Here is a 22,658-nt window from a genome sequence, read left to right as displayed (position 1 = left end):
TTTAAGGATAGAATCTTATAATAACGCCTTTATTTTTGCTAATGAAGGATAAGAATGAAGCGGCTTTGTATGGTTTTATGTATATGTGGATTACTCGGTGTGTCTCACGCACGAGAGAATGAGTTTGAACAATTTGGCGATGCGTTTAGATTCTTGCCTTTGTATGTGATGATTGTGTCTATTGCAATGGAGGATTATGAGGGTGCTTCGCAGCTTGCACTTGGCACACTTGGCACACAACTTGCCACAGAGGGTATTAAAGAGATTTTTGAAACAATGCACGAGAATGGCTATAAGGTTGAGTTTGCTAAACGCCCTTGCTGTGATATTTATAAAGGTATGCCAAGCGGACACGCAAGTGGGGCATTTAGTGCGGCGGGGTATGTGTATTATCGCTATGGGTGGAAGTCCGCCATTCCCGTTGGGATTCTAGCCACACTCACAGCAGCTTCAAGGGTAGAGGCAAAAAAGCATTCTGTGTTGCAAGTGAGTGTTGGAGCGTTAATTGCTTGGGGGTTTGCGTGGGTTTTTACAAAGGAATATATGCCAAAAAATACGCTCATTACGCCAAATATTGATACTGATATGCAAGGCAACCCAACAGTAAGCCTAAATGTGCGTTATAGATTCTAAAGGAGCAAAGTGATGAAAGATATTAGAGCATTGTATTTGGAGTTTTTTAAAAGCAATGGGCATAAAGTCTATGATTCTATGCCTTTAGTGCCAGATGATGCAAGCCTGCTTTTTACCAATGCGGGAATGGTGCAGTTTAAGGATATTTTTACAGGTAAGATTCCAATCCCAAGTCCCAATATCGCTACAAGCTCACAGCTTTGTATCCGTGCAGGTGGGAAGCACAACGACTTAGAAAATGTCGGCTATACAGCACGTCATCACACGCTTTTTGAAATGCTTGGTAACTTTAGCTTTGGGGCGTATTTTAAAAAAGAAGCTATTGCGTATGCGTGGGAGTTTGTAACAGAAATTTTAGGTTTTGATAAGAGCCTTTTATATGTAACGATTCACGAAAGCGATGATGAAGCGTATGAATTATGGCAGGAGCATATAGAATCTAGTCGCATTAAAAGAATGGGTGATAAGGATAACTTCTGGCAAATGGGCGATACAGGACCTTGCGGACCTTGCAGTGAGATATATGTGGATCAAGGAGCGGAGTTTTTTAATGGAGAAGAGGACTATTTCGGCGGTGAGGGGGATAGATTTTTAGAGATATGGAATCTTGTGTTTATGCAGTATGAAAGAAGTGCTGATGGGAGTTTGACACCATTGCCTAAGCCTAGTATTGATACAGGTATGGGGCTAGAGCGAGTAATAGCACTCAAAGAGGGCGAGATAAATAATTTTGATTCTAGTCTTTTTGCACCCATAATGCAGTGTATTAAGGAGCTTACAAGCAAGAGCTATTACCGCGATAGCGTGTTGCTTAAAAACACGATGGGTTTTGCAAAAGACATAATAGATTCTTGTAAGAAAGACATTGCAAGCTTTAGAGTCATTGCCGACCACGCACGAGCTGTGGCGTTTCTGCTGGCACAAGGGGTAAATTTTGACAAAGAGGGCAGGGGCTATGTTTTGCGGAGAATCTTACGCAGAGCGGTTAGGCACGGCTATTTGCTAGGCTTAAGAAAAGCGTTTTTATATGAAGTTGTAGGGGTAGTGTGTGATTCTATGGGCGGACATTATAGCTATTTAATAGAGCGTAAAAATGCCCTGCAAGAGCAGTGCAAGGCAGAAGAAGAGAGGTTTTTTGAGACGATAGAATCGGGAATGGCGTTGTTTAACGCAGAGCTAGAAAAATTAAGGGGGTATTCAGTATTGAGCGATAAATCGGCGAATCTGCGTTCGCCAACTGCGGCACTTACCTCTAGTAAGCTTCTTGTTGGCTCACTTGGTAACGCCGATTTCTCATCTCAATCCTTAGAATGCCAAGACTCTCACAAAGTGGATTCTAACAAGACCAAAGAAGCAATGCACTTTAGCGGTGAAATAGCCTTTAAACTCTACGACACTTACGGCTTTCCGCTTGATTTAACACAAGATATGCTAAGGGAGCTTGGCTTGGGCGTGGATATGCAGGGCTTTGAAAAATGTATGCAGGAGCAAAAAGAGCGGAGCAAAGCACACTGGAAAGGAAGCGGCGATAGTGTCAAGGATGGCGATTTTAACGCGCTGTTGAGTGAATTTGGTGAGAATGAGTTTGTGGGCTATGAAAGCATAAGCACAGAATCTAAGATTCTAGCCTTGCTAGATTCTAACTTCAAAAGAGTGGAATCTTTACAGGCAGGGCAAGAGGGCTGGATGATGTTGGAATCTACGCCGTTTTATCCGGAGTCAGGCGGACCGATTGGGGATAAGGGAGTATTATTTAACTTGGAGCATTCAGCTTGTAACAATTCGTCTTTGGGTAATCATAGTGGCGATTTTGTGGATTTTAGGGGAGCCGCAGACTCTATGTCTAGCTCCCCCCTAAAATCCACAAAAAGCCCCACTAGCAACACCGCAAATACTAGAATTGTAGATTCTAGCAAAGTGGATTCTGGTAGTCCGCAAAATATAATCGCTAAAGTTTTAGACACCCAAAAATATTTTGGGCTAAATCTCTCTAAAGTCGTTGCCACAAGTATGCTAAAAACAGGGGATTTGGTGAAAGCACAAGTGGATTCTAGTCGTTTTGAAATCATTAAGCACCACTCTGCCACGCATTTACTGCATTACGCCTTAAGGCAGATTCTAGGATCTCATATTGCTCAAGCTGGAAGTCTTGTGGAAGCAAATCGCTTGCGTTTTGACTTCTCTCACCCAAAGGCGTTAAGCGTCAATGAGCTAGAGCAAATAGAAGCCCTAGTTAATGAAAAAATAGCAGAATCTTCACCGCAAATGTGTGAGACTATGGGGATAGACCAAGCTAAAGCAAAGGGGGCTATGGCACTCTTTGGCGAGAAGTATGGGGAGAGTGTGCGTGTGATAACCCTCGGCGATTCTATTGAGCTATGCGGGGGGATTCATATCCACAATACCGCAGAGATTGGGAGCTTTTATATCGTGCGTGAAAGTAGCGTGAGTAGTGGGGTTAGGCGTATTGAAGCGGTGTGTGGCAAAGCGGCGTATCACTATGGCAAAGCAGCACTAGAATCTATAAAGACTCTAAAAGAGCAGCTAAAAGCCCAAGATGTCTTGCAAGGTGTGGTAAAGTTGCAAAACGCTTTGAAAGAGGCAAGAGATAATGCAAACAAAGCAAAGCAGAGTGTCAAAAGCCTAGATTATGAAGAAATAAATGGCGTGAAGCTTATAGTCCTAAAGCTAGATTCAGTGGAAACAAAAGAGGCAAAGGACATCATAGATAGGGCGAAAAATGAGAATGAAAAGGTAGCGATTTTGCTTGTAACAGAATCTGGCGGAAAAGTCTCTCTAACCGCTGGAGTAAAGGGTGTATCTAGCCTTAAAGCTGGAGCGTGGGTAAAGCAAGTCGCACAAATCTTAGGGGGCAATGGTGGAGGCAGAGATGATTTTGCCACCGCTGGAGGTAAGGTTACAGAATCTAATAAAGTCCAAGAAGCCCTAGATCTAGCAAAACAAATCGCAAGAGAGAAGTTGGGGTAAGGGATAAAAAATGGCAAAAAAACTTCTAAACTCACAATGTTATCAATTGCACGATTTTACACAACAAAGTTTGCAAGAGATTCTAAATGGAGATAGTTTATATATCTTAAAAAATCATATAGCTGATAATTTTATAGATATTATTATCACTTCCCCACCCTATAATGTGGCACACAAATATGAAAACTATAATGATGATTTAGACTTTGAATCTTATCTTAATGCAATGCGAGATATTTTTAAAGAGTGTTACCGTGTGCTTAAAGATGATGGACGCATTTGTGTTAATGTGCCTTTTGCGGTAAAAAATAGAGATAGCAAAGAGGTTAGATTTTTAAGCGTTTATATGACGCAAATTTTAAACGAGATAGGTTTTAAAGAATTTGAGCTTATCACTTGGCATAAGGGAAAGGATATTAAGCATTTTCAAGGAAACAATACAGCTTGGGGGAGTTGGAAAAGCCCCTCTTGTCCGTCTTTTAGACCGCTAGGAGAAGCTGTGTTGGTATTTTATAAAAATGAAAGAATCCATAAGGGCAGTTCTGCTAATATAGATACTTCTAGCGAAGAATTTAAAGAATGGACAAAAAATATTTGGTATTTTGATGAGAATGGTAAGCAGGGCTTTGAAAATGTTTTATGCGCTAGTAATAATGCTAAAAAAGACTTACACCCAGCACCCTACCCAGAAGAATTAATTGAGAGATTATTAAAAATTTATTCCTATCAAAATGATATTGTGCTAGATCCTTTTAATGGCACAGGCACGACAACTTATGTGGCAAATCAATTACATAGGCAATTTATCGGTATTGAGCTATCAAGCAAATATTGCAAAATTGCCATTGAAAGATTACAAAAAACGACAAATTCTCAAACGACTCCTATCATAAAAAGCTATCCTACAATACTGACAAATCTAGTAAATAGCGATGATACACGAGATTCTTTAAATGAGGTTTTTCCCTATAAAGAAGCCTTTAGTCCCTATCTCATAGAGCATTTGCAAAACCGTTTTGTTTGTTCTATTGCGAGTGTTTATGATCCATTTTGCGGTGTTGGCTCTAGTTTTTTAAATACCCAAACGCAAATTTGCTATGGCTTTGACACTTCAGCATTTGCCCTAAATGTTGCTAAAGTAAAATTAGAAAAATTGGATTCTAAGCACTTAAAAAAGGCAGAAAAAAATATTCGTAATTTTATGCCTAGTAATAGAGAATATCCCTTTCCACAATGGGAATCTTTTGGCAAATACGCTGATAAAAAGCGGTTTAATCTCATAATGGACTTTATAGAATCTTTTAAAGATGTGGATTCTAAGATTTATCATTTTGTGTCTTTTTTGGTATTATGTAATTTAGAAAAAATGCTTCATTTTAAAAAAGATGGCAATGGTATTAAGTATAGAGAAAGCAAAATTAGAGATATAGAATCTTATCTCAAAGCACTTACATTAAGGGCATTTGAATTAAAAAAAGAATTTGATAGAAATAATTCTAAGCTTATCATTTTAGAAAATCGCTCTTCTATAAATAATAAACCAAAAGATAAAGTTGATTGTATTTTAACCTCTCCGCCTTATGCGAACTTATTTGATTATTTTGAAATTTATAAAATGGAGTTGTGGAGTAGCAAAATTGTAAAAAGTTATGAAGAATGGAAAAAACTAAAAAAAACTGCCCTAAGAAATAATAAAAATGCAGCACTAAAACAACAAGACAAAATAGAAAATACCTTGCTTAATCACACACTAGAAACTCTTAAAAATAAGGGTATAGAATCTAGCACTTTAACAATGCTTAATAATTATTTTTTTGATATGCAAAAGGTTTTGAAAAATTGTTTTGAAGTCCTTAAGGATAATGGATTTTGCTTTATTGTGGTTGGAAATTCTTGCTATAAAGGAGTGCCGATACAAACTGATGAAATCCTAGCGCAAGAGGCACAAAAATTAGGGTTTGAATGTAAAGAAATAATTATTGCTAGAAAACTTAAAACCTCTAGCCAACAGATGAAAGTCATTGATTCTAAAGCTAAATTTTACTTGCGAGAGAGCATAATAGTTTTACAAAAGGAGAAATAATGAGACAGGTAAATATGCGACACAAAAGAAGTAATACAGATTTATTTTTTGACTCTTTTAAGCATTTAAAACATAATCTCTCTAATCTCATAGGAGTAGAGCTACCCACACTTTGTCATCTTGGTGCTGAAAGGTATTTAAGCCTTATTTCCACCAACTATAAGTCAAAATACCCCGATATGAGAAAACTAGGGCTAATAGATTATAATAAGCCAAGCGATTATAGTTTTTCTTTGAGTTTGGAAGCAGAAAAAATTAAAGAAGCTTTTGGGAATTTTTGGGGCATTTATGCTTATGATGAAAATATAATAAAAAGTGAGAGAAAAAATATAGATTCTTTACCACCTGAAGATTTGATTTCACCCAACCCACATATTAATTTTTATAAATATAAACTCTCAATTTTACAGCTTATTTTATCCTACTATGATACTGCGGATTCTATTCGTCCATATTTAGTGCTTCTAAATTATATGAAAAATTATGGAATAAGGAATTTAAATAGAGATCTTTTGAAAAATATCTTAGCTCATACAAAAGAGGATATTTTACTTATGCGATACAATCAAAATGCTTTTGTAAGTCTAGATGATGAGACAAAAATAGAATTAAATAGACCCATTTCATACATTTATAATTTTCTTATAACAGCTTTGGTGGTGGATTATTCTTATAATATCATCGTTGATTTTAATTTGGTAGATCGTTTAAATGCTACGATGAATAATAATGTTTTGTATTATTTTACTCAAAATCGTTCCAGACCAGCAAAAGAACAACGGTTATTTAGAGAAAGTGTCTTAAAAGCCTATGATTATAAATGTGCCATAACAGGCAAGTCATTATTGATTGATGATAGGTGCTTACTAGAAGCAGCACATATTATCCCATATAGAGACGGTGGATCTTTTGTTGTAAATAACGGCATAGCCTTAAGCTATGAAATGCACAAAATGTTTGATAATGGATTATTTAGCTTTACATATAAAAATGATGATGAAATAGTTATAATCACTTCGTCATCAAACCGTATAACTGATAAACAAGGCATTTTGGCTGATCTTGATAATAAACCTATATTTTTACCAGAGCAATTAGATGTGCGTCCAGACCCACTAGCATTGCAATATAATAAAGATAAATTTTATTTAACTTAATTTCTTATTGCTGCAATTTGTAGAATCCTTCATCAAAGCCCTCCAAAAAGAATGTATAAAAAGCGTGGTGCTGTGGCAAGAGAAAGAGAGAGAAGCTTGTAAAAATGTGGTAAAATGCGATTATAAAACAAACAAAGCTAAATAAAGTCAATAAGGAGATATCCCACTAAATGAACAAAATCTTTTATAAATCTAGTCAAAATATGTGTGAAGTGAGTGAATGCAGTGTGGATTTAATCATCACAAGTCCGCCGTATTTTAATATCAAAGACTACTCAAAAGATGGCTATCAAAATGTAAAACACTCTGCAGTTGCGGGAGGGAGGGGGATTTAGGCAGTCTTACAGACTACAAAAACCTACATTAAAGAGCTTTTAAAAGTATGGCGTGAATGTGAGCGGGTGCTAAAGCCAAATGGCAAACTCTGCATTAATGTGCCTTTAATGCCGATGTTTAAAAGGGACTTAAACACGCATTATAATCGCCATATTTTTGACTTACAAAGTGATATACAACATAGCATTTTAGAATCTACTCCTCTCTTTTTACTTGATTTATATATTTAGAATCGCACCAATACGACTAAAAAATTGATGTTTGGAAGCTACCCTTACCCACGCAATTTTTACGCGCAAAATACAAGCGAATTCATCACGATTTATGTCAAAGATGGTAAGCCACAGAACACGCCACAAGAGCTAAAAGAGCAAAGCAAACTTAGCCAAAAAGAATGGGTGCAATTTACCAAGCAAATCTGGGATATACCTATACCAAATAAAGCAGATTCTGCCTTTGGCAAACACGCTACTATTATGCCCGAAGCCATTCCTTACCGCCTTATTAAACTTTACTCTTTTATAGGGGATATTGTGCTAGACCCTTTTGCTGGGAGTGGGACAACGCTAAAAGTGGCAAAGGAGCTAGGGCGGAATTTCATAGGCTATGAGATTTATCCGCATTATAAAAGCGTGATTGAGGAAAAGCTTGGGGAGAGTGGCTTATTTGCAATGCAAGGGCAGGGTAATGCTCAATAAAATTTATATACAAGATTGCTTTAGCTTTTTAGAATCTTTGACAGATTCTAGCATTGATTTAGCCATAATTGACCCACCTTATAATCTAAAAATAGCATCTTGGGATAGTTTTAAAAGTGAAAAAGAATTTTTAGCATTTAGCTATAAATGGATAGATTTATTATTGCCAAAAATGAAAAAAAATGGGAGTTTTTATATCTTTAATACCCCTTATCATTGTGCGTTATTTTTGCATTACTTACAAGAAAAAGCTGTGTTTCAAAACTTCATCACTTGGTATAAAAAAGACGGCTTAAGCTATACAAAAAAACGCTTTGTAAATAACCAAGAATCTATTTTATTTTACACAATGGATTCTAAAAGCTATTGTTTTAATCCAGAATCTATCCGTGTGCCTTATGAATCAACAAGTCGCATAGAACACGCTAAAAAAATGGAATCCTAAAAAATGGCAAAAGGTGGTATCCAAACGAAAATGGCAAACTCTGCCCTGATGTATGGGAAATCGCTAGTCAAAGACACAAGCAAAAAGTAAATGGCAAAACGCAAAAGCTCCACCACCCAACCATAAAGCCAAAAGAGATGATTGAGCGAATGATAAAGGCGAGTTCTAAAAAGGGGGATTTAGTGCTAGATTTATTTAGCGGAAGTGGAATGACAAGCCTAGTAGCAAGGGATTTAGAGAGAAATTTTATCGGCTGTGAAGCGAGTATTGAATATGTGGATTCTAGCTTAAATATAAAGGAGTGCTAATGGATAAAGTTTTACAAGAGATTTTACAAATAGATTCTAGTAGAGAATGTATAAAATTTCTAGTAAAACGAGTGCAAAGTGATAATTATAGAGGGTTGCAAATCTCACAACATAATCGCTATACGCAAAAAGAAATTCTAGTGATTTTACAAGAGATTTACGAGCTTTGTGGGGATACATTATTGCAAATCCGCACAAGTGATTTAAGCAAACGACCCTATAATATTGAAGGTGAAGAAAAATATGCTGAGCTTACAACAAAAATCTCTTCAAAACTTGGGCGATGCACACAAGATTCTTTGCGTAAAAATATCTTTGTAGATTTACATAGAATGGGGCTTATTGATAGATTTAACGCTAAAAAGAAACAATTAAATCCATTTGATAATGGCACGAAAAAATATATTGCTCTTACAGATTTTGGCATAGAGTTTTTACAAAGCACAGATATTTTCACACACAATTTACTTTTTACAAGGGCTTTAGAAAATCTTATGCAAGGTTTTGGCGAAGAGATTTTGCATATTATTTTAGAATTAGAGAGTAATTATTTGACACTCTATGAAGTATTATTTTTTGTAACTTTTCTATATCAAAAACTAGATTCTAAAACCTATAATCGTAGCGATATTATCTCGCTCATTAGAGATTATAGAACTTTAAGTAAATTTCAAAAACAAGCTTTGCTTGAGAAAGTAAAAGATTATTGTGAGCCTAAAAATTTTAGCGGTGATAAAACACAAAAGAGAGATTTTCATAACTTTTTAAACGAGACACAACAGATTCTAAGTCTTTTAACACAAATGGCATATTTTGAATACAACAAAAATGATTCTAAGCTTTATATTCGCACAGGAACTTATGGAATCTATGAAGACAATACCAAGCTTAAACGCTCCATTAAAGAAAAAGATTTATATTTTGAAAAGCACAATATCACAAAGGAAAAGGGAACTTCATCATATTGTGCCTTTGTGTTTGGCTGCAAGTAGAGCTGAATTTCAAATCATTGATAAATGGGAAAATATGGTTTATATAGACGCTTTTTCACACGCAAAAATCACACAAAATAATAATGCAAATTTTAGTGATTTTAATGATTGTGTCGTGCATTGTGAAAACAACATCAATATAAAATATGACACAGAAAAACAAGAACTTATGCTGGATTATAATAAACGCATTTTAGATTCTAAAGTGTAGGCTATATGTAGATAGATAAAGTTACTAAAAATATGTGTTTAAGTGCTTGTTTTAGACTCTAAAATATCAATTCAACTTTATAGAATCTTTTATTAATGACACCTAAAGAGAGCGTATAAACTTTAATCAAATACAATCACAAAATAAGCCTAGTTTAATAATCTCATTTATAATATCGTTATAAATGCAACAAAGGAGATTTTATGCTTATTTTTACTGGTGTGGTGTTGGTCTTATGTGTGGCGGTGCTAGCTTTTGGGATAAAGATTATCTCACAAACAGATATTGCCATTGTGGAACGGCTGGGGAGATTCCATAGGGTGCTTGATGGCGGGTTTCACTTCATTATCCCCATAATTGATAGGCTAAGTGCGGTGGTGAGTGCTAGGGAGCAGATGATAGACATTGGGCGGCAGCAGGTGATTACCAAAGATAATGTCAATATTAACATTGATGGGATTGTGTTTTTGAAAGTCTTTGACGCAAAATCCGCGGTATATAGTGTCAATGACTATAAACAAGCCATCGCAAACCTTGCTACCACGACACTTCGCGGTGAGATAGGGCGGATAAATTTAGATGACTCCCTCTCATCTCGCGATAGGCTTAATGCCGCTTTGCAAGTGGCTTTGGGCGATGCGGCAAATAATTGGGGGGTGAAAATTATGCGTGTGGAGATTAGCGAAATCTCTGTGCCAAAAGATATAGAAAATGCGATGAATCTGCAGATGAAGGCAGAGAGAGAAAAACGCGCCATTGAGCTAAAAGCACAGGCGGAAAAAGAAGCGCTAATCCGCAACGCTGAAGCCCTAAAGCAAGAAAAGGTTTTGCAAGCTGAAGCCATTGAGCGTATGGCAGATGCTAAAAAATATGAGCAAATCGCCCTAGCACAAGGACAGAGCGATGCAATGGAGCTTATCGCTAATCAAATGAGTAAAAACGCACAAGCAGCGGAGTTTTTGCTGACAAAGGAGCGGATTGTAGCTTTCACAGAGTTAAGCAAGAATCCAAGCAAGGATAAGGTGATTATCCCCTATGAGACGAGTGAATTTATCGGTGGGCTTAGTGTGATAGGTGAGTTTCTAGGCAAGGGTAAAAAGGCGTAGAATCTGGCTTTGTGGATTCTAGGATTTGCTTGTGAGTGTCAAATCTTAGAATCCAAATCCCTTATGGGAGTTTTCTAAAAACAATGCAAATATAAGGAAGTGAGATGTCGGCACTTATGCTTTTGGGGTTGGGGCTTGGCTGTATCGTGGCGGAGATATTTTTTGGCTCATTTTTCTTGCTTTTCATCGGTTTAGGGCTATGTATCACAGCTGGGATTGAAGCATTTGTTGGCTTTGGCAACATCATAGGTGGAAGTGTGGAGAGCGTGTATGCGTGGCAGGCGGTAAGCATTTGTGCTTTTGCTTTTCTTACACTTATTTTGCTAAGAAAGCCCATAAAATCGTGGTTTAAAGGCTCGAAAGTCTATGAAGATTCTCTGCAAAATGGTGGCGGTGTAGGTGAGATTCAGCAGGGAATGGTGTATTTCAAAGGCACATTATGGGCGTATGAAAAAGCCCTTACATTAGATTCTAATGGATTAGAATCTGGCACATTAGAATCTAATACGCCACTAAAAGAGGGCGATAGGGTGCAGGTGTTAGAGATTAGAGATAATAAGGCGATTATCAAGGCTTGAGTTTTATTCCACCGTTACACTTTTTGCTAGATTCCTTGGCATATCTACATCATTGCCTAACCGAATAGCAACTTCAAGGGCAAAGATTTGCAGTACCACCATCATAGAGAAAAACTCCTCCATATAGCTTTGACAAGGCTGGACAAGTAGCATATCATCAACACCTTGAATCTGCTCTGTGCTTACCGCACAAATAGTCGCATCACGCGCACTCAGCTCTTCTACATTGCTTTTAATCTTATCAAAAAGCAAATGCTTAGGCATAAGCGCTAGGGTAAAAAGCTCCGCATCAGCTAGTGCGATTGGTCCGTGCTTCATTTCACCACTTGGGTAGCCCTCCGCGTGAAGATAGCTAATCTCTTTAAGTTTCAATGCCCCTTCCAACGCCAAAGGATAGAAAATATCTCGCCCAATAAAGAAAAAGCCGTGTCCGTGCAAATACCGCTTTGAAAGGCGTTTGATATGCTCGTGCATCGCAGAATCTACCTTTGTAGCCTTAGCAGATTCTACCATTTGTGCGATATGGGTTTTTAGCTCATCTTGCTTGATGTGTCCGCGGAGTTTGCCAACATACACACTTAGAATCCATAGTAACATCATCTGCGTAGCAAAGGCTTTTGTGCTAGCCACGCCTTTTTCAATCCCAGCACGAGTAAGCAAGGATACGCTAGATTCACGCACGATAGAGCTATTATCCACATTGCAAATAGCTAGACTTTTTAAGCCATTTTTCTTAGCAAGTTTTAAGGCTTCAAGCGTGTCGGCAGTCTCGCCACTTTGGGAAATAACGATAAAAAGCTCATTTTTATCCATAACAGGCTTAGCATAGCGAAACTCACTTGCAATCAGCACATTTGTCTTAATTTTAGCTAGTCGCTCAAAAAGATACTTTGCACTTAGCCCTGCGTGATAGCTCGTCCCACAGGCACAAATGCTAATGCTTTGTATATCATCAAAAAAGCCAGATTCTATTTCACTAAGCGTAATATCCCCTTCACTCACACGCCCCATCATTGTCTCTAGCAAAACTTTGTGTTGCTCATAGATTTCTTTTTCCATAAAGTAGCGGAAGCCCTCTTTTTGAGCATAACCTTTGCTGCTATCAAGCTTTTTTGGGTTTTTAAGCTGTGAAAAAGAGCCAAGCTTCATCACCCCCATATCCCCATCATTAAGATATACCACACTATCCACAAAGCCAATGAGTGGTGCATCAGAGCTTGCAAAGTAAATCTCATCTTCTTGTGAGGCACTTTTGCCGATGATGAGCGGAGAGCCATTTTTAGCATAAAAGATAGAATCTGGAGCAAGTTTTGTGATAAGCAAAATGGCAAAAGCCCCCTTAAGCTCGGCTATTGTGGAAGTAAAGGCAGTGTAGCAATCTTGCGTATTTTTAAGCTTTTCTTCAAATAAATGCACGATGACTTCAGTATCTGTTTGAGAGATAAAGCTATGCCCCTTGCTTTCAAGCATAGTCTTTAACTCTTGATAGTTTTCAATAATCCCATTATGCACGACATTACTAAAATCAGCGATATGTGGGTGGGCGTTTGCTTCAGTGGGTTTGCCGTGTGTCGCCCAGCGCGTATGTCCAATGCTTACACCAAAGCCCTGAAAGCTAAAGTCTCTGCATTTAGATTCTAGATTTTCTAGCTTCCCCACAGCCTTGAAAGTTTGTAGCTCATCAAGGCTTAGCACGGCTATCCCCGCACTATCATATCCGCGATACTCTAGCTCTTTTAAGCCATTTAATAGAATCTGCTTTTTCTCATCTCTGCCAATGTAGCCCACAATCCCACACATAAAAACTCCTTACTAAGAACTAAACTAAGATTTTAGCATTTTTTGCGGCATAGCCATTTTATTTCATCTCTCAAATATAGCATAGTATGATGGATTTATCGTTAATGTGGCAATAAAAATGAAAAGTCATAAAACCTTAAGACAAGCAAACAAGGGAATTTGAAGTTAAGAAAAGTGAGATATAATAGCACTAGGGGTTGCCTCAAGGGGCGGCTATCCCCTTGAAGTGTAACCTACTTCTTTATAAAGGAGGTTACTATGGATAAGATTTCACTACAAATCTTAGTTGCCATTATACTACTATGTTTTATAGTAGTCAAGTGCTACTAAGATTTAGATTATCCAATACTCACGCTTGACTAAGGGGCGTGAGTAAGTCTTATCCAGCCCCTACTTAGATTCTAAAACTTATAATTGTAAGCAAAGATAATTGAGCCTTTAGGTGTAGAGGCGTATTGAAATGTTGAAGTTCCGCTAGTTGAGCCATAATCAACATCTACCTTTCCGCCATCATCATATCCATAGCCCGAGCGATAGCGGTATTTTAACTCAAACTGATGATTGACATTATAGAAGTAGTGGATTCCTATACTTGAAGTCCAGCTAGATGAAGTATAACCTTTAAAGTTTATATCATTCCCATTTGATGTAATATTTTGCCCCATAAAACTTCCAAACTCATATCCTGTGCCTATATTTAGTCCAAAAGTGTGCATTTGACTTGCAATAAAGTCATAAAGATATTCTGCTTCAAGTCCATAATGGATAGCTTGTGAGTTTTGATTGCCTTTTTCATTGCCAAGCGATATTTTAGAATTATAATTTGCATAGCCTACATAACCTCTAAACTTGAATCCTGCATTATCCCAAGGATACCATTGATACCCAAAACCTAGATTGATAGGTAAGGCAAAGGTTGTGTTTGTTAGAAGTGGGAATGCAGGATTATTTGTTTGATTGACATAATTTGTAACACTAGGACTATATCCAAGCTCTGCTCCTACAAACCACCCTGTCAATTCACTTGCTAATCCATCTTGTGAGCTAGATGAGCTACCACTACCTTTTTTAAGATTTTGATTTTTCTTTTGTAATTCTAAAAGCTCATTTTCCTTTTTAAGCTTTGCAATTTCAGAATCTATATCATCTGCTATTGCTAAACTTGCTAAACTGTCTATAAGACTTAATGCCACTAACGCTTTTGAAACTTTCATTTTTTCTCCTTATGTCGTATTTTATGAAAGATTTAAGTATGGTGTTTTTTTTGACAAGCTTAAATAAAGCTATTTTATTCTGTGGGACAAACTTTATTGACATAGTTTTGTTAAGTCAAATACTACTTTTTGTGTATTGCCTCGTGTATGTTAAAATTATTGATACATTTTACATCATTTGATAAAACTTTAAACTTTAAGGTGCTAGGGATAAGTAGAGATGAGAAAAAATATAATATGGCGAGTTGTGTGTTGTGCTTTTGCTATGTGTTGTGTTGTGTGGGCAGATGAAAGTCAAACGCATACACAAAATGCGGAGAATGAAAATCCCGCAGATAAATCCTTAGAGCTTTTATCCCAAGATTCACAAAACAAACAGCAAGATGATAAAAAAGCAGAATCTCATAACACATCAAATGCGGTTTCTACAATCACTGAAGATTCTAATTTTTCAAGCCATTATCTAGCCCTTTATCGTCATAAATCAGTGTATATTTTGCCTTTTTATCATAGTTTTAGTGACCCTGCTGTGGGGAATAATGACACGGAGACGAAGTTTCAATTTAGCTTTAAAATGCCTGTGATAAAAGGGCATTTTTCACCTTATGGGAGCTTGTATTTTGCCTATACGCAAACTGCGTGGTTTCAAAACTACAACAAGGAAGATTCTCGCCCATTCCGCGATATTGACTATCAGCCCGAGCTGTTTTATAGCTATGAAGCCCCCATCGCCTTTTTGGGTGGGGCGATTAAGGATATATCATTTGGTTACAATCACACTTCTAATGGCGAAAGGGCGTTGCGTTCTCGCACACAAAATCGCCTTTTGCTCCGTGTGTTGTGGGAATACGATACTGCAAACAAAGGCACTTTTGGCATAAGGCTTGGAGCGTGGGCGTATATTGGGACAAATTTTGAGGGCTTTATCCACGATAATCGCGATTTGCCCCTGTATCGTGGATACAATGACTTACATTTGTATTACAAAACAAATAAGCATCTTTTGGAATTGTATATGCGTCCGCCTGTGGCATTGCGATATTATCCTTATGTAGAGCTTGGCTATACTCTCCGTATTTCTAAGAATATGGGAATCTATTGTCAATATGTCAATGGCTATGGCGATAATCTCTTTGAATATAAAATGCACTCACATCGTTTGGGGCTAGGATTCCGTTTGTGGAATTAGGCTTAAAAATATTTCATTTTTCAAAAAATTAAAATTACATATTGTATTTGTTACTTTTTGTATCTCTGCTGAAAATGCCTTTTATTAGGGCGATTTACAAGATGAGATTCTAAATCTACGCAAAATAATCTACAAAAAATTAAAATTACATATTGTATTTAAAAATTTTATGCAAAAATAGCGGTGTAAAAAATTAAACTTTAAGGAGACTGCTATGAGTAGTATTTTAGGATTTCCACGAGTTGGACAAAATAGAGAGTTAAAAAAGGCGTTGGAGAGCTTTTGGAGTGGTAAAAGCACACAAAGCGATTTAGAATCTGTCTCAAAGGCTTTGTGCGAGAAGCATTGGGCGGAGCAAAAGGATTTGGACTTTGTATGTGTGAATGACTTTAGCTTGTATGATAATGTGCTAGATTTAGCATACTCGTTAAACGCAAAGCCTAAGCGATTTAGGGATTTAAGTGGGCTAGAGGGCTATTTTGCAATGGCAAGAGGGCATAAAAGCGGTGTGGCGTGTGAGATGACAAAGTGGTTTAATACAAACTATCACTATGTCGTGCCAGAGCTAAGTGAAGATGATAACTACAAGGCAGATATAAACAATATTAAAGCTTATTATAATGAGGCAAAAACGCTAGGCTATCGCCCTAAAATCTCACTCATTGGGCTTTTTACATTCTTTGGGCTAAGTAAAATTACAAATGGCAATGGTGCTACTATTTTTAATAAGCTAAAAGCGGCGTATTTGGAGTTAATAAAAGAGATAGCAAAGCTAGATTCTAAAGTCGCTATTGAGTTTAGTGAGCCGCTTTTTGTGCGTGGGCTAAACAAAGATATTTTTAGTGGCATTGATATAGAATCTGAAGTATTGAGTGTTTATAACGCCATTGCTGAAATCGGCATACAGGCGATTGTAAGCACATTTTTTGAGCATAGTAATGAGCTTACAAAAATACTTGTAAAGTCAAAAATTGCAGGGCTTGGGCTTGATTTTATCTATGGAGAGAAAAATAAAGAGAGTTTAGATTTAATCGCACAGAGTGATAAGATTCTCTACGCTGGGGTTGTTGATGGGCGAAATATTTGGGTAGCAGATATTGAATCTAAATTGAAGCTTTTAGAATCTATTAGTAGCATTGTGCCAAAGGATAGGATTGTAGTGAGTGCTTCTTGCTCACTTTTGCACCTGCCTTTTAGTAAAGAGGGAGAGAGCAAGATTGAAAAAGAGATTTTATCGTGGCTAAGCTTTGCTAGGGAGAAGATTGCTGAACTTTGTGCGATAGAAAAGGCGTATAAAGGAAGCCTAGATTCTAACACACAAAGCTTTTTAGAGCAGAATAAAGCGATAAATCAATCTCGCAAAAACTCTAGCAAAACGCATAATACAGCTATACGCCAAAGGGTAGAATCTTATAGTATAAAAGAGCGAAGTCTGCCTTTTAAAGAACGCATTAAGATTCAAAAAGAAGCACTCAATTTTCCGCTTTTGCCGACTACTACCATTGGCTCATTCCCGCAAACTAGCGAAATAAGGGCATTGCGTCTAGGCTATAAAAAGGGCGAAATAAATAAGACAGAGTATGAAAAGGGCATAAAGGCGTATATTAAGGATTGTGTGGAGTTTCAAGATTCTATCGGGCTTGATGTGTTGGTGCACGGGGAGCCGGAGCGAAATGATATGGTGGAGTATTTTGGGGAGCAGCTAAGCGGCTTTGTGTTTAGCACAAATGCGTGGGTGCAAAGCTATGGTAGCCGCTGTGTGAAACCCCCTATCATTTATGGCGATGTGGAGCGACCAAAGGCTATGACTGTTGAGTGGATAACTTACGCGCAAAGTTTGACACAAAAAGTGATGAAAGGAATGCTGACAGGTCCTGTAACGATTTTGAACTGGAGCTTTGTGCGTGATGACTTGAGTAGAAAGGAAGTCTGTGAGCAGTTAGCCTTGTGTATTGCCGATGAGATTGATGACTTGCAAAAGGCTGGGATTAAAGTCATTCAAGTTGATGAGGCAGCGTTTAAAGAGGGCTATCCTTTGAGAGCTGAAAATATTAAGGATTATGAATCGTGGGCATTGTCGTGTTTTAAAACTTCAGTGGCAATTGCCGATCCAAAGACGCAGATTCACACGCATATGTGTTATAGCGAGTTTAATGATATTATTAAAACCATTGAAGCCCTTGATGCTGATGTGATTAGCATTGAAACGGCTAGAAGTGGCAATGAGCTATTAAAAGTCTTTAAGCAAGTTGGCTATACAAATGAAGTGGGACCGGGAGTGTATGACATACATAGCCCTAGAATCCCAAGCGTAGAAGAGCTAGTAGCACAAATTAAAGCTTTGCTTGAAGTGCTGCCAAAAGAGCAGTTATGGATAAATCCAGATTGTGGGCTAAAGACTAGGAAGTGGGAAGAGGTGAAGCCAAGTCTCCAAAACATAGTAGAGGCAGTGAAGCAAGTAAGGGGCTAAGGGGCAATTCGTCTTTGGGTAGTCATAGTGGCGATTTTGTGGATTTTAGGGGAACCGCAGACTCTATGTCTAGCTCCCCCCTAAAATGCACAAAAAGCCCCACTAGCACCACCGCAAATACTAGAATTGTGGATTCTAGCATTGCAGAATCTTACGCAAATTCTATGTTTTTTGTCATTTTGAGCCTTTGAAAAAGGCGAAAAATCTAAAAGGCTTAGAATCTCAATCAGATTCCACAATGGCAGATTCTAAGACTCCAGAATCTCAAGAAGATTCTACAACCACAGAGATTTTGCGTTAGTAAAATCCAAATCAATATAGCACACAAGGTGTGCAATCCGTATCTCGCCCCTCTCGTGGTGCGTAGCTTTGGGAATAAGGTGGCAGCAGTGCCACCGCCAAAGCGAAGCTAGAGAGGGAATAGCGAGGCTCTCCCCTTGATTGCCGAAAAAGTGGCGACTTTTTCGGGGCTAAGGGGGGCGGGGAGGGGATAAACCCCTTTTTGCGAAAAAAAGAAAGCATAGAAAAATAAAGAGAAATTAGAAAATTTAGCAAGTGGCAGGAGATTCGTAAAAAACTAAAATAAAAAGGATAAAAAATGTTAGACCAACTCATCACTAAACTAAAAAGTAACGAGCCATTTTTAAGCGTAGAAGTCTCACCGAGCCTTAGCTTTACAATTGGGCAGGGCGTAATAGATGAGTTAGAATCTTTAAGTCAAGCAGATTGTTTTGTCTGCACAGATTCCCCACTTGCACGGCTGAAACCCTCTTCAATCCTAAGCTCTATCAAGCTGCAAAATGCCTTGCAAAAGCCCGTGATTTGCACGCTTTCAATGCGAGATAGAAACTCCATTGCTTTGTGTGGCGATATTTTGGGGGCAAATGAGTTTGGACTTCGCTCCTTTTTAAGCCTTAGTGGCGATGGGGTGAAAAATGGCGATTGCACAGGGGCTAAGGGTGTGTTTGAAGAGAGTTCTTTGAAGCTAGGCAGGATTATAGATGGGTTAAATCAAGGCATAGCGGCAAATGGCAAGGTGCTAAAGGATAGCGTGGAGACAATCTATAATTTTTCAGTTATTAATTCCTATGCCAACAACACAGAATCTTTAAAAAAGAAAATGCTAAAAAAGCTTAGTAATTCTTTAGTGCAAGGGCTTTTCACTCAACCTGTATTCTCACTTGAATCCGCAAGGTTTTTGCTTGAGAGCATGGAATCTATAAATAAAGAGTTAGGGCAAAACTGCGTGATGATTCTAGGATTTTTCCCTGTGCCAAGCTATAAGGTGGCGTTATTCTTGCGGGATAAACTGCCCGGCGTGTATATTCCAGATGAATGGGTGCAAAAGCTAGAAAAGGCGAGTATTAAAGGCAAGGAAGAAGAGCGAAAAATCGGCTTAGAGCTTTCAAACAAGCTTTTTAAGGATTTACAAACATTGCATAATAAATTCCACTTTATGAGTGCGAATAAACCGAGTTTGCTAAGGGAGTTTGTGTAAAAAAAGTGCGTGATAAATTTTGCTAGATTCTGTGTTGTTTTAAGTGTTTTTAGAATCTTTAGCACATAAAATCGGGGCAAGAATTGTGATAATCTCTTGCAACACTTCCTTAGAATCAATATCAATCATATACCATTCCTTTGCACCCGGATATGGCTTTGCTTTTTGAGAGTGGGCTAAAAGAGATTCTAAAAGCTTATATTGTTTTACAAATACACACTCATCGCAAAGCAGGAAAAGTGCTTTGGGCTTTTGCATAGATTTAGAATCTTGTATATAGACGCAATATTCCCCAAACATTTTTCTCGCACTAACAGTGTAAGATTCTACTCCGCCCTTAGAATCTTTGCTCAAATCCGTCATATACTCGCATAAACGCTCCAGCACATAGTCCTTATACTCTTTTGAAGTCGCCATAGCAGGATAGGAATCTAAGCATTTTTGGAATCTTAAGTCCTAAAGCCCCATACTCTCAATGATAGATTTTACCGCATCTTCGCCCATAAAAAATTCTGCGATTTTTGCTAAAAGAATGATGATAGTAATAAGTGGCGTGATATAACGCATAAGGTAATACCACACATTAAAGCCAAAATTCCCAAAGAAGTGGGCAGTGTAAGATTCTAATTTTTCTTTTGGCACGACCCAACCGATAAAAATCACCGCCAAAAGCCCACCGATAGACATAAGAAAGTTTGCTGAAAGAAACTCAATAATATCCATAAGCGACTTTCCGCCAACAGCCAAATAATCCGCCGCAGGTGTGCAAATAGAGCAGACAATCACCATTCCAAGAGCGATGATAGCAAGTGTAATGCTCCAAGTCGCCTTCGCCCTGCTCCAGCCATAAGTCTCACTCATATACATTACAGCAGGTTCAAGCAGTGAGATAGTAGAAGTGATCCCAGCAAAGCTAAAGGCGATAAGGAACAAAAAGGCGATGATGTTACCTAAGATTCCAAGATGAGAGAACATCACAGGTAGGGTTACAAAGATAAGCCCAGCCCCCTTATTGACAACGCCTTCATACTCAAACACAAAGGTAAAAATCATAAGCCCCGCCATAATCGCAATAGCAATGCCGGATAACACAATCCAAAGTGAGCTTTTTAGAAGGTTTTGATTAGAATCTGAACTTGCCGCGTAAGTGATGATAATCCCAACTCCAAGAGATAGCGAGAAAAACACCTGCCCTAAGGAATCAACAAACACATCAAGGCTAAGAGCCTTTTTAGCCTCCTGCATATCAAAGCTTAGCATAAACTCCACAGCCCTGCCAAAAGAATCCATACTCATCGCATAGATAAGCAACCCAAAGAAAATAATAAAAAGCAAAGGTGTAAGGATAAGATTCAAAAGTTCAATACCCCTTTTTACCCCACGAGAGATAATCCAGCCTGTCAAGCCCATAACAAAAAGTAGCCCTAGCGTTTGAGGCACAAAGCCATTTTTATAGAGTTCGCCAAACACCGCCCCAGAGCTTTTCATATCGCTAGGGAGATTAAGACTCACCATAAAGAGGTAGTAAAACACCCAGCCTAGAATGATAGCATAAAATGAAAGGATAATAGGTCCGCCAATGAGCGTTAGCCCAGCATATCGCCATTTTTTGCTAGGGCTTGGGTCAAGATTCTCATAGCTTTTAAACGCATTTGCCTTGCCTTTATTGCCTATAAGCATTTCACCCACAAGCATAGCAATGCCTATGGTAAGGGCTAAAAACAGATAGAGTAGCACAAACGCACCACCACCATTTGTTCCTGCAATGTAGGGAAAACGCCAAATATGCCCCAAACCTATGGAGCTACCAAGGGCAGCCAAGATAAAGCCGATTTTACTAAAATTATTCATCATAAACCTTTTAAAAGTATAAATTACCCAAATTACAGCATATCGCAAGACGCGTCAGTAGTATAATTTGAAAAGGAGCTAAAGGGGCTAATGTTACTTGAGTTTTTATTAAATATTACTAAATTAAGCTAGAATTCTAGAATCTTTGAGAATTAAAAAAGATTCTAATAAAGGGGCAGAATGCGGTATTTGGTAATTGTGAGTGTGATTTGGGCATTTTCCTTTCCTTTAATCGGGCATTATCTTGTGGGGAGAAATGTGGCAAACCCAGTGGATAGCTACTTTGTGATTGTGGCGAGATTTACTCTTGCGTTACTTGTATTTTTGCCCTTTATCCGCTTTAGAAATATCTCAAATACGCTAAAACTTTCACTTATTAGCATAGGGGCGGTGCAGATAGGCATAATGTATATTTGCTACTATCAGTCATTTAAGTATTTGCAGATTCACGAAGTGGCGTTGTTTACGATATTTACGCCTTTTTATGTGAGTGTGTTTTATGATATATGCAAACGCTCTATGCGTTGGCGATATTTGCCAAGTATCGCTCTAGCCGTGCTTGGGGCGTATATCATTAAATATGGTGATGTGAGTGATGATTTTATTGTGGGGTTTTTGTGGATTCAGGGGGCGAATATGTGTTTTGGTATCGGGCAGAGTGCGTATAAGTTTGTGATGGAAAGATTTGCCTTGCCCCATCAGGAGCAGGTGTTTGGGTATTTTTATATCGGGGCGTTGGGTGTGGGGCTACTAAGCTATGCGTTTTTTGGCAATGTCAATATGCTACCTAGTGAAACTCATCAATGGCTGATTTTATTCTATCTTGGGGTTGTTGCCTCTGGGCTTGGGTATTTCTGGTGGAACAAGGGGGCTTGTGGCGTGGATAGTGGGATTTTAGCGATTATGAATAATGTGCTTATTCCTTTGGCGATTGTGGCTAATGCTCTTGTGTGGGGGCAGAGCATAGAGAATCTGGGACAATTTTTGCTTGGCTCATTGCTGATTGCCCTATCTCTTTGGTGGCATTATAGAATCTTAAAGCGATATTGAGAGAATATTTTTAGCTTGAAAACTTGACTTTGATTTTTTTTGATAGAATTT

15 protein-coding genes and 3 pseudogenes are annotated in these 22,658 nt (G+C 38.0%); 14 read left to right on the top strand and 4 right to left on the bottom strand.

The window, feature by feature from the left end:
- Positions 1–54: 54 nt before the first annotated feature.
- The 9 genes and pseudogenes from HCN_RS08650 (at position 55) to HCN_RS08605 (ending at position 11,535) form a co-directional block, all read left to right on the top strand.
- Positions 55–633 carry a phosphatase PAP2 family protein gene (locus HCN_RS08650; protein WP_002955642.1) on the top strand — a complete coding sequence of 193 codons (579 nt, stop codon included), beginning with the start codon at positions 55–57 and terminating at the stop codon, positions 631–633.
- A gap of 12 nt (positions 634–645) precedes the next feature.
- Positions 646–3,621 carry an alanine--tRNA ligase gene (gene alaS, locus HCN_RS08645; protein ID WP_014667265.1) on the top strand — a complete coding sequence of 992 codons (2,976 nt, stop codon included), beginning with the start codon at positions 646–648 and terminating at the stop codon, positions 3,619–3,621.
- A 10-nt stretch (positions 3,622–3,631) separates the two neighbouring features.
- Positions 3,632–5,704 (top strand): site-specific DNA-methyltransferase, encoded by a 2,073-nt coding sequence (locus tag HCN_RS08640; RefSeq protein WP_014667264.1) that lies wholly within the window; start codon positions 3,632–3,634, stop codon positions 5,702–5,704.
- A complete protein-coding gene (locus HCN_RS08635) occupies positions 5,704–6,861 on the top strand; it encodes an HNH endonuclease (RefSeq protein WP_014667263.1) in 1,158 nt (385 codons plus the stop codon). Before HCN_RS08640 ends, HCN_RS08635 begins: the two co-directional genes overlap by 1 nt.
- A 203-nt stretch (positions 6,862–7,064) precedes the next feature.
- Positions 7,065–7,895, top strand: a pseudogene (locus tag HCN_RS08625) (DNA-methyltransferase).
- Positions 7,885–8,648: pseudogene (locus HCN_RS08620) on the top strand (DNA-methyltransferase). The pseudogenes HCN_RS08625 and HCN_RS08620 overlap by 11 nt, the downstream one beginning before the upstream one ends.
- A pseudogene (locus HCN_RS08615) lies at positions 8,648–9,851 on the top strand (restriction endonuclease subunit R). The pseudogenes HCN_RS08620 and HCN_RS08615 overlap by 1 nt, the downstream one beginning before the upstream one ends.
- 203 nt (positions 9,852–10,054) lie before the next feature.
- Positions 10,055–10,957 carry an SPFH domain-containing protein gene (locus tag HCN_RS08610; RefSeq protein WP_002955635.1) on the top strand — a complete coding sequence of 301 codons (903 nt, stop codon included), beginning with the start codon at positions 10,055–10,057 and terminating at the stop codon, positions 10,955–10,957.
- Positions 10,958–11,061: 104 nt separating this feature from the next.
- Positions 11,062–11,535, top strand: coding sequence for an NfeD family protein (locus tag HCN_RS08605; protein ID WP_014667256.1), 474 nt, complete (start codon positions 11,062–11,064; stop codon positions 11,533–11,535).
- Positions 11,536–11,538: 3 nt separating this feature from the next.
- Here HCN_RS08605 and glmS read toward each other — a convergent pair whose 3' ends face one another.
- Positions 11,539–13,335 (bottom strand): glutamine--fructose-6-phosphate transaminase (isomerizing), encoded by a 1,797-nt coding sequence (gene glmS / locus HCN_RS08600; protein ID WP_014667603.1) that lies wholly within the window; start codon positions 13,333–13,335, stop codon positions 11,539–11,541.
- A 401-nt stretch (positions 13,336–13,736) separates the two neighbouring features.
- Entirely contained in the window at positions 13,737–14,549 is an 813-nt protein-coding gene (locus tag HCN_RS12160) for an outer membrane beta-barrel protein (RefSeq protein WP_014667255.1), read from the bottom strand.
- Positions 14,550–14,769: 220 nt separating this feature from the next.
- On the opposite strand from HCN_RS12160, the gene HCN_RS08585 reads away from it, so the two are divergent.
- The 4 genes from HCN_RS08585 to HCN_RS08570 all read left to right on the top strand — a co-directional run bounded on the left by HCN_RS08585 (position 14,770) and on the right by HCN_RS08570 (position 19,706).
- On the top strand, positions 14,770–15,738 hold the full coding sequence (locus tag HCN_RS08585) for a phospholipase A (protein WP_231900443.1): 969 nt from the start codon (positions 14,770–14,772) through the stop codon (positions 15,736–15,738).
- Between the two features lie 214 nt (positions 15,739–15,952).
- Positions 15,953–18,208, top strand: coding sequence for a 5-methyltetrahydropteroyltriglutamate--homocysteine S-methyltransferase (metE, locus tag HCN_RS08580; protein WP_014667602.1), 2,256 nt, complete (start codon positions 15,953–15,955; stop codon positions 18,206–18,208).
- A 14-nt stretch (positions 18,209–18,222) separates the two neighbouring features.
- Positions 18,223–18,399 (top strand): hypothetical protein, encoded by a 177-nt coding sequence (locus HCN_RS11330; RefSeq protein WP_232501862.1) that lies wholly within the window; start codon positions 18,223–18,225, stop codon positions 18,397–18,399.
- A 407-nt stretch (positions 18,400–18,806) separates the two neighbouring features.
- Entirely contained in the window at positions 18,807–19,706 is a 900-nt protein-coding gene (locus tag HCN_RS08570) for a methylenetetrahydrofolate reductase (RefSeq protein WP_014667253.1), read from the top strand.
- Positions 19,707–19,745: 39 nt separating this feature from the next.
- On the opposite strand, the gene HCN_RS08565 is transcribed toward HCN_RS08570, so the two are convergent.
- Positions 19,746–20,123 carry a transcriptional regulator gene (locus HCN_RS08565; protein ID WP_014667252.1) on the bottom strand — a complete coding sequence of 126 codons (378 nt, stop codon included), beginning with the start codon at positions 20,121–20,123 and terminating at the stop codon, positions 19,746–19,748.
- A 39-nt stretch (positions 20,124–20,162) separates the two neighbouring features.
- Positions 20,163–21,560, bottom strand: a complete 1,398-nt coding sequence (locus HCN_RS08560; protein WP_172580114.1) for a sodium-dependent transporter — start codon at positions 21,558–21,560, stop codon at positions 20,163–20,165.
- 177 nt (positions 21,561–21,737) lie between these two features.
- On the opposite strand from HCN_RS08560, the gene HCN_RS08555 reads away from it, so the two are divergent.
- Positions 21,738–22,607 carry an EamA family transporter gene (locus tag HCN_RS08555; RefSeq protein ID WP_002955620.1) on the top strand — a complete coding sequence of 290 codons (870 nt, stop codon included), beginning with the start codon at positions 21,738–21,740 and terminating at the stop codon, positions 22,605–22,607.
- Positions 22,608–22,658 lie beyond the last annotated feature (51 nt).

Source organism: Helicobacter cinaedi PAGU611 (genome assembly GCF_000284635.1).
GTDB classification, from domain to species: domain Bacteria; phylum Campylobacterota; class Campylobacteria; order Campylobacterales; family Helicobacteraceae; genus Helicobacter_C; species Helicobacter_C cinaedi.
The sequence above is the reverse complement of the archived record's forward strand: the minus strand, read 5'-3'. Positions and strand labels throughout refer to the sequence as shown.

Coding starts and splice junctions, on each gene's coding strand:
- HCN_RS08555 (WP_002955620.1), top strand. CDS start 21,738: ATGCGGTATTTGGTAATTGTGAGTGTGATTTGGGCATTTTCCTTTCCT.
- alaS (WP_014667265.1), top strand. CDS start 646: ATGAAAGATATTAGAGCATTGTATTTGGAGTTTTTTAAAAGCAATGGG.
- HCN_RS08565 (WP_014667252.1), bottom strand. CDS start 20,123: ATGGCGACTTCAAAAGAGTATAAGGACTATGTGCTGGAGCGTTTATGC.
- HCN_RS12160 (WP_014667255.1), bottom strand. CDS start 14,549: ATGAAAGTTTCAAAAGCGTTAGTGGCATTAAGTCTTATAGACAGTTTA.
- glmS (WP_014667603.1), bottom strand. CDS start 13,335: ATGTGTGGGATTGTGGGCTACATTGGCAGAGATGAGAAAAAGCAGATT.
- metE (WP_014667602.1), top strand. CDS start 15,953: ATGAGTAGTATTTTAGGATTTCCACGAGTTGGACAAAATAGAGAGTTA.
- HCN_RS08570 (WP_014667253.1), top strand. CDS start 18,807: ATGTTAGACCAACTCATCACTAAACTAAAAAGTAACGAGCCATTTTTA.
- HCN_RS08650 (WP_002955642.1), top strand. CDS start 55: ATGAAGCGGCTTTGTATGGTTTTATGTATATGTGGATTACTCGGTGTG.
- HCN_RS08635 (WP_014667263.1), top strand. CDS start 5,704: ATGAGACAGGTAAATATGCGACACAAAAGAAGTAATACAGATTTATTT.
- HCN_RS08560 (WP_172580114.1), bottom strand. CDS start 21,560: ATGATGAATAATTTTAGTAAAATCGGCTTTATCTTGGCTGCCCTTGGT.
- HCN_RS08640 (WP_014667264.1), top strand. CDS start 3,632: ATGGCAAAAAAACTTCTAAACTCACAATGTTATCAATTGCACGATTTT.
- HCN_RS08585 (WP_231900443.1), top strand. CDS start 14,770: ATGAGAAAAAATATAATATGGCGAGTTGTGTGTTGTGCTTTTGCTATG.
- HCN_RS08610 (WP_002955635.1), top strand. CDS start 10,055: ATGCTTATTTTTACTGGTGTGGTGTTGGTCTTATGTGTGGCGGTGCTA.
- HCN_RS08605 (WP_014667256.1), top strand. CDS start 11,062: ATGTCGGCACTTATGCTTTTGGGGTTGGGGCTTGGCTGTATCGTGGCG.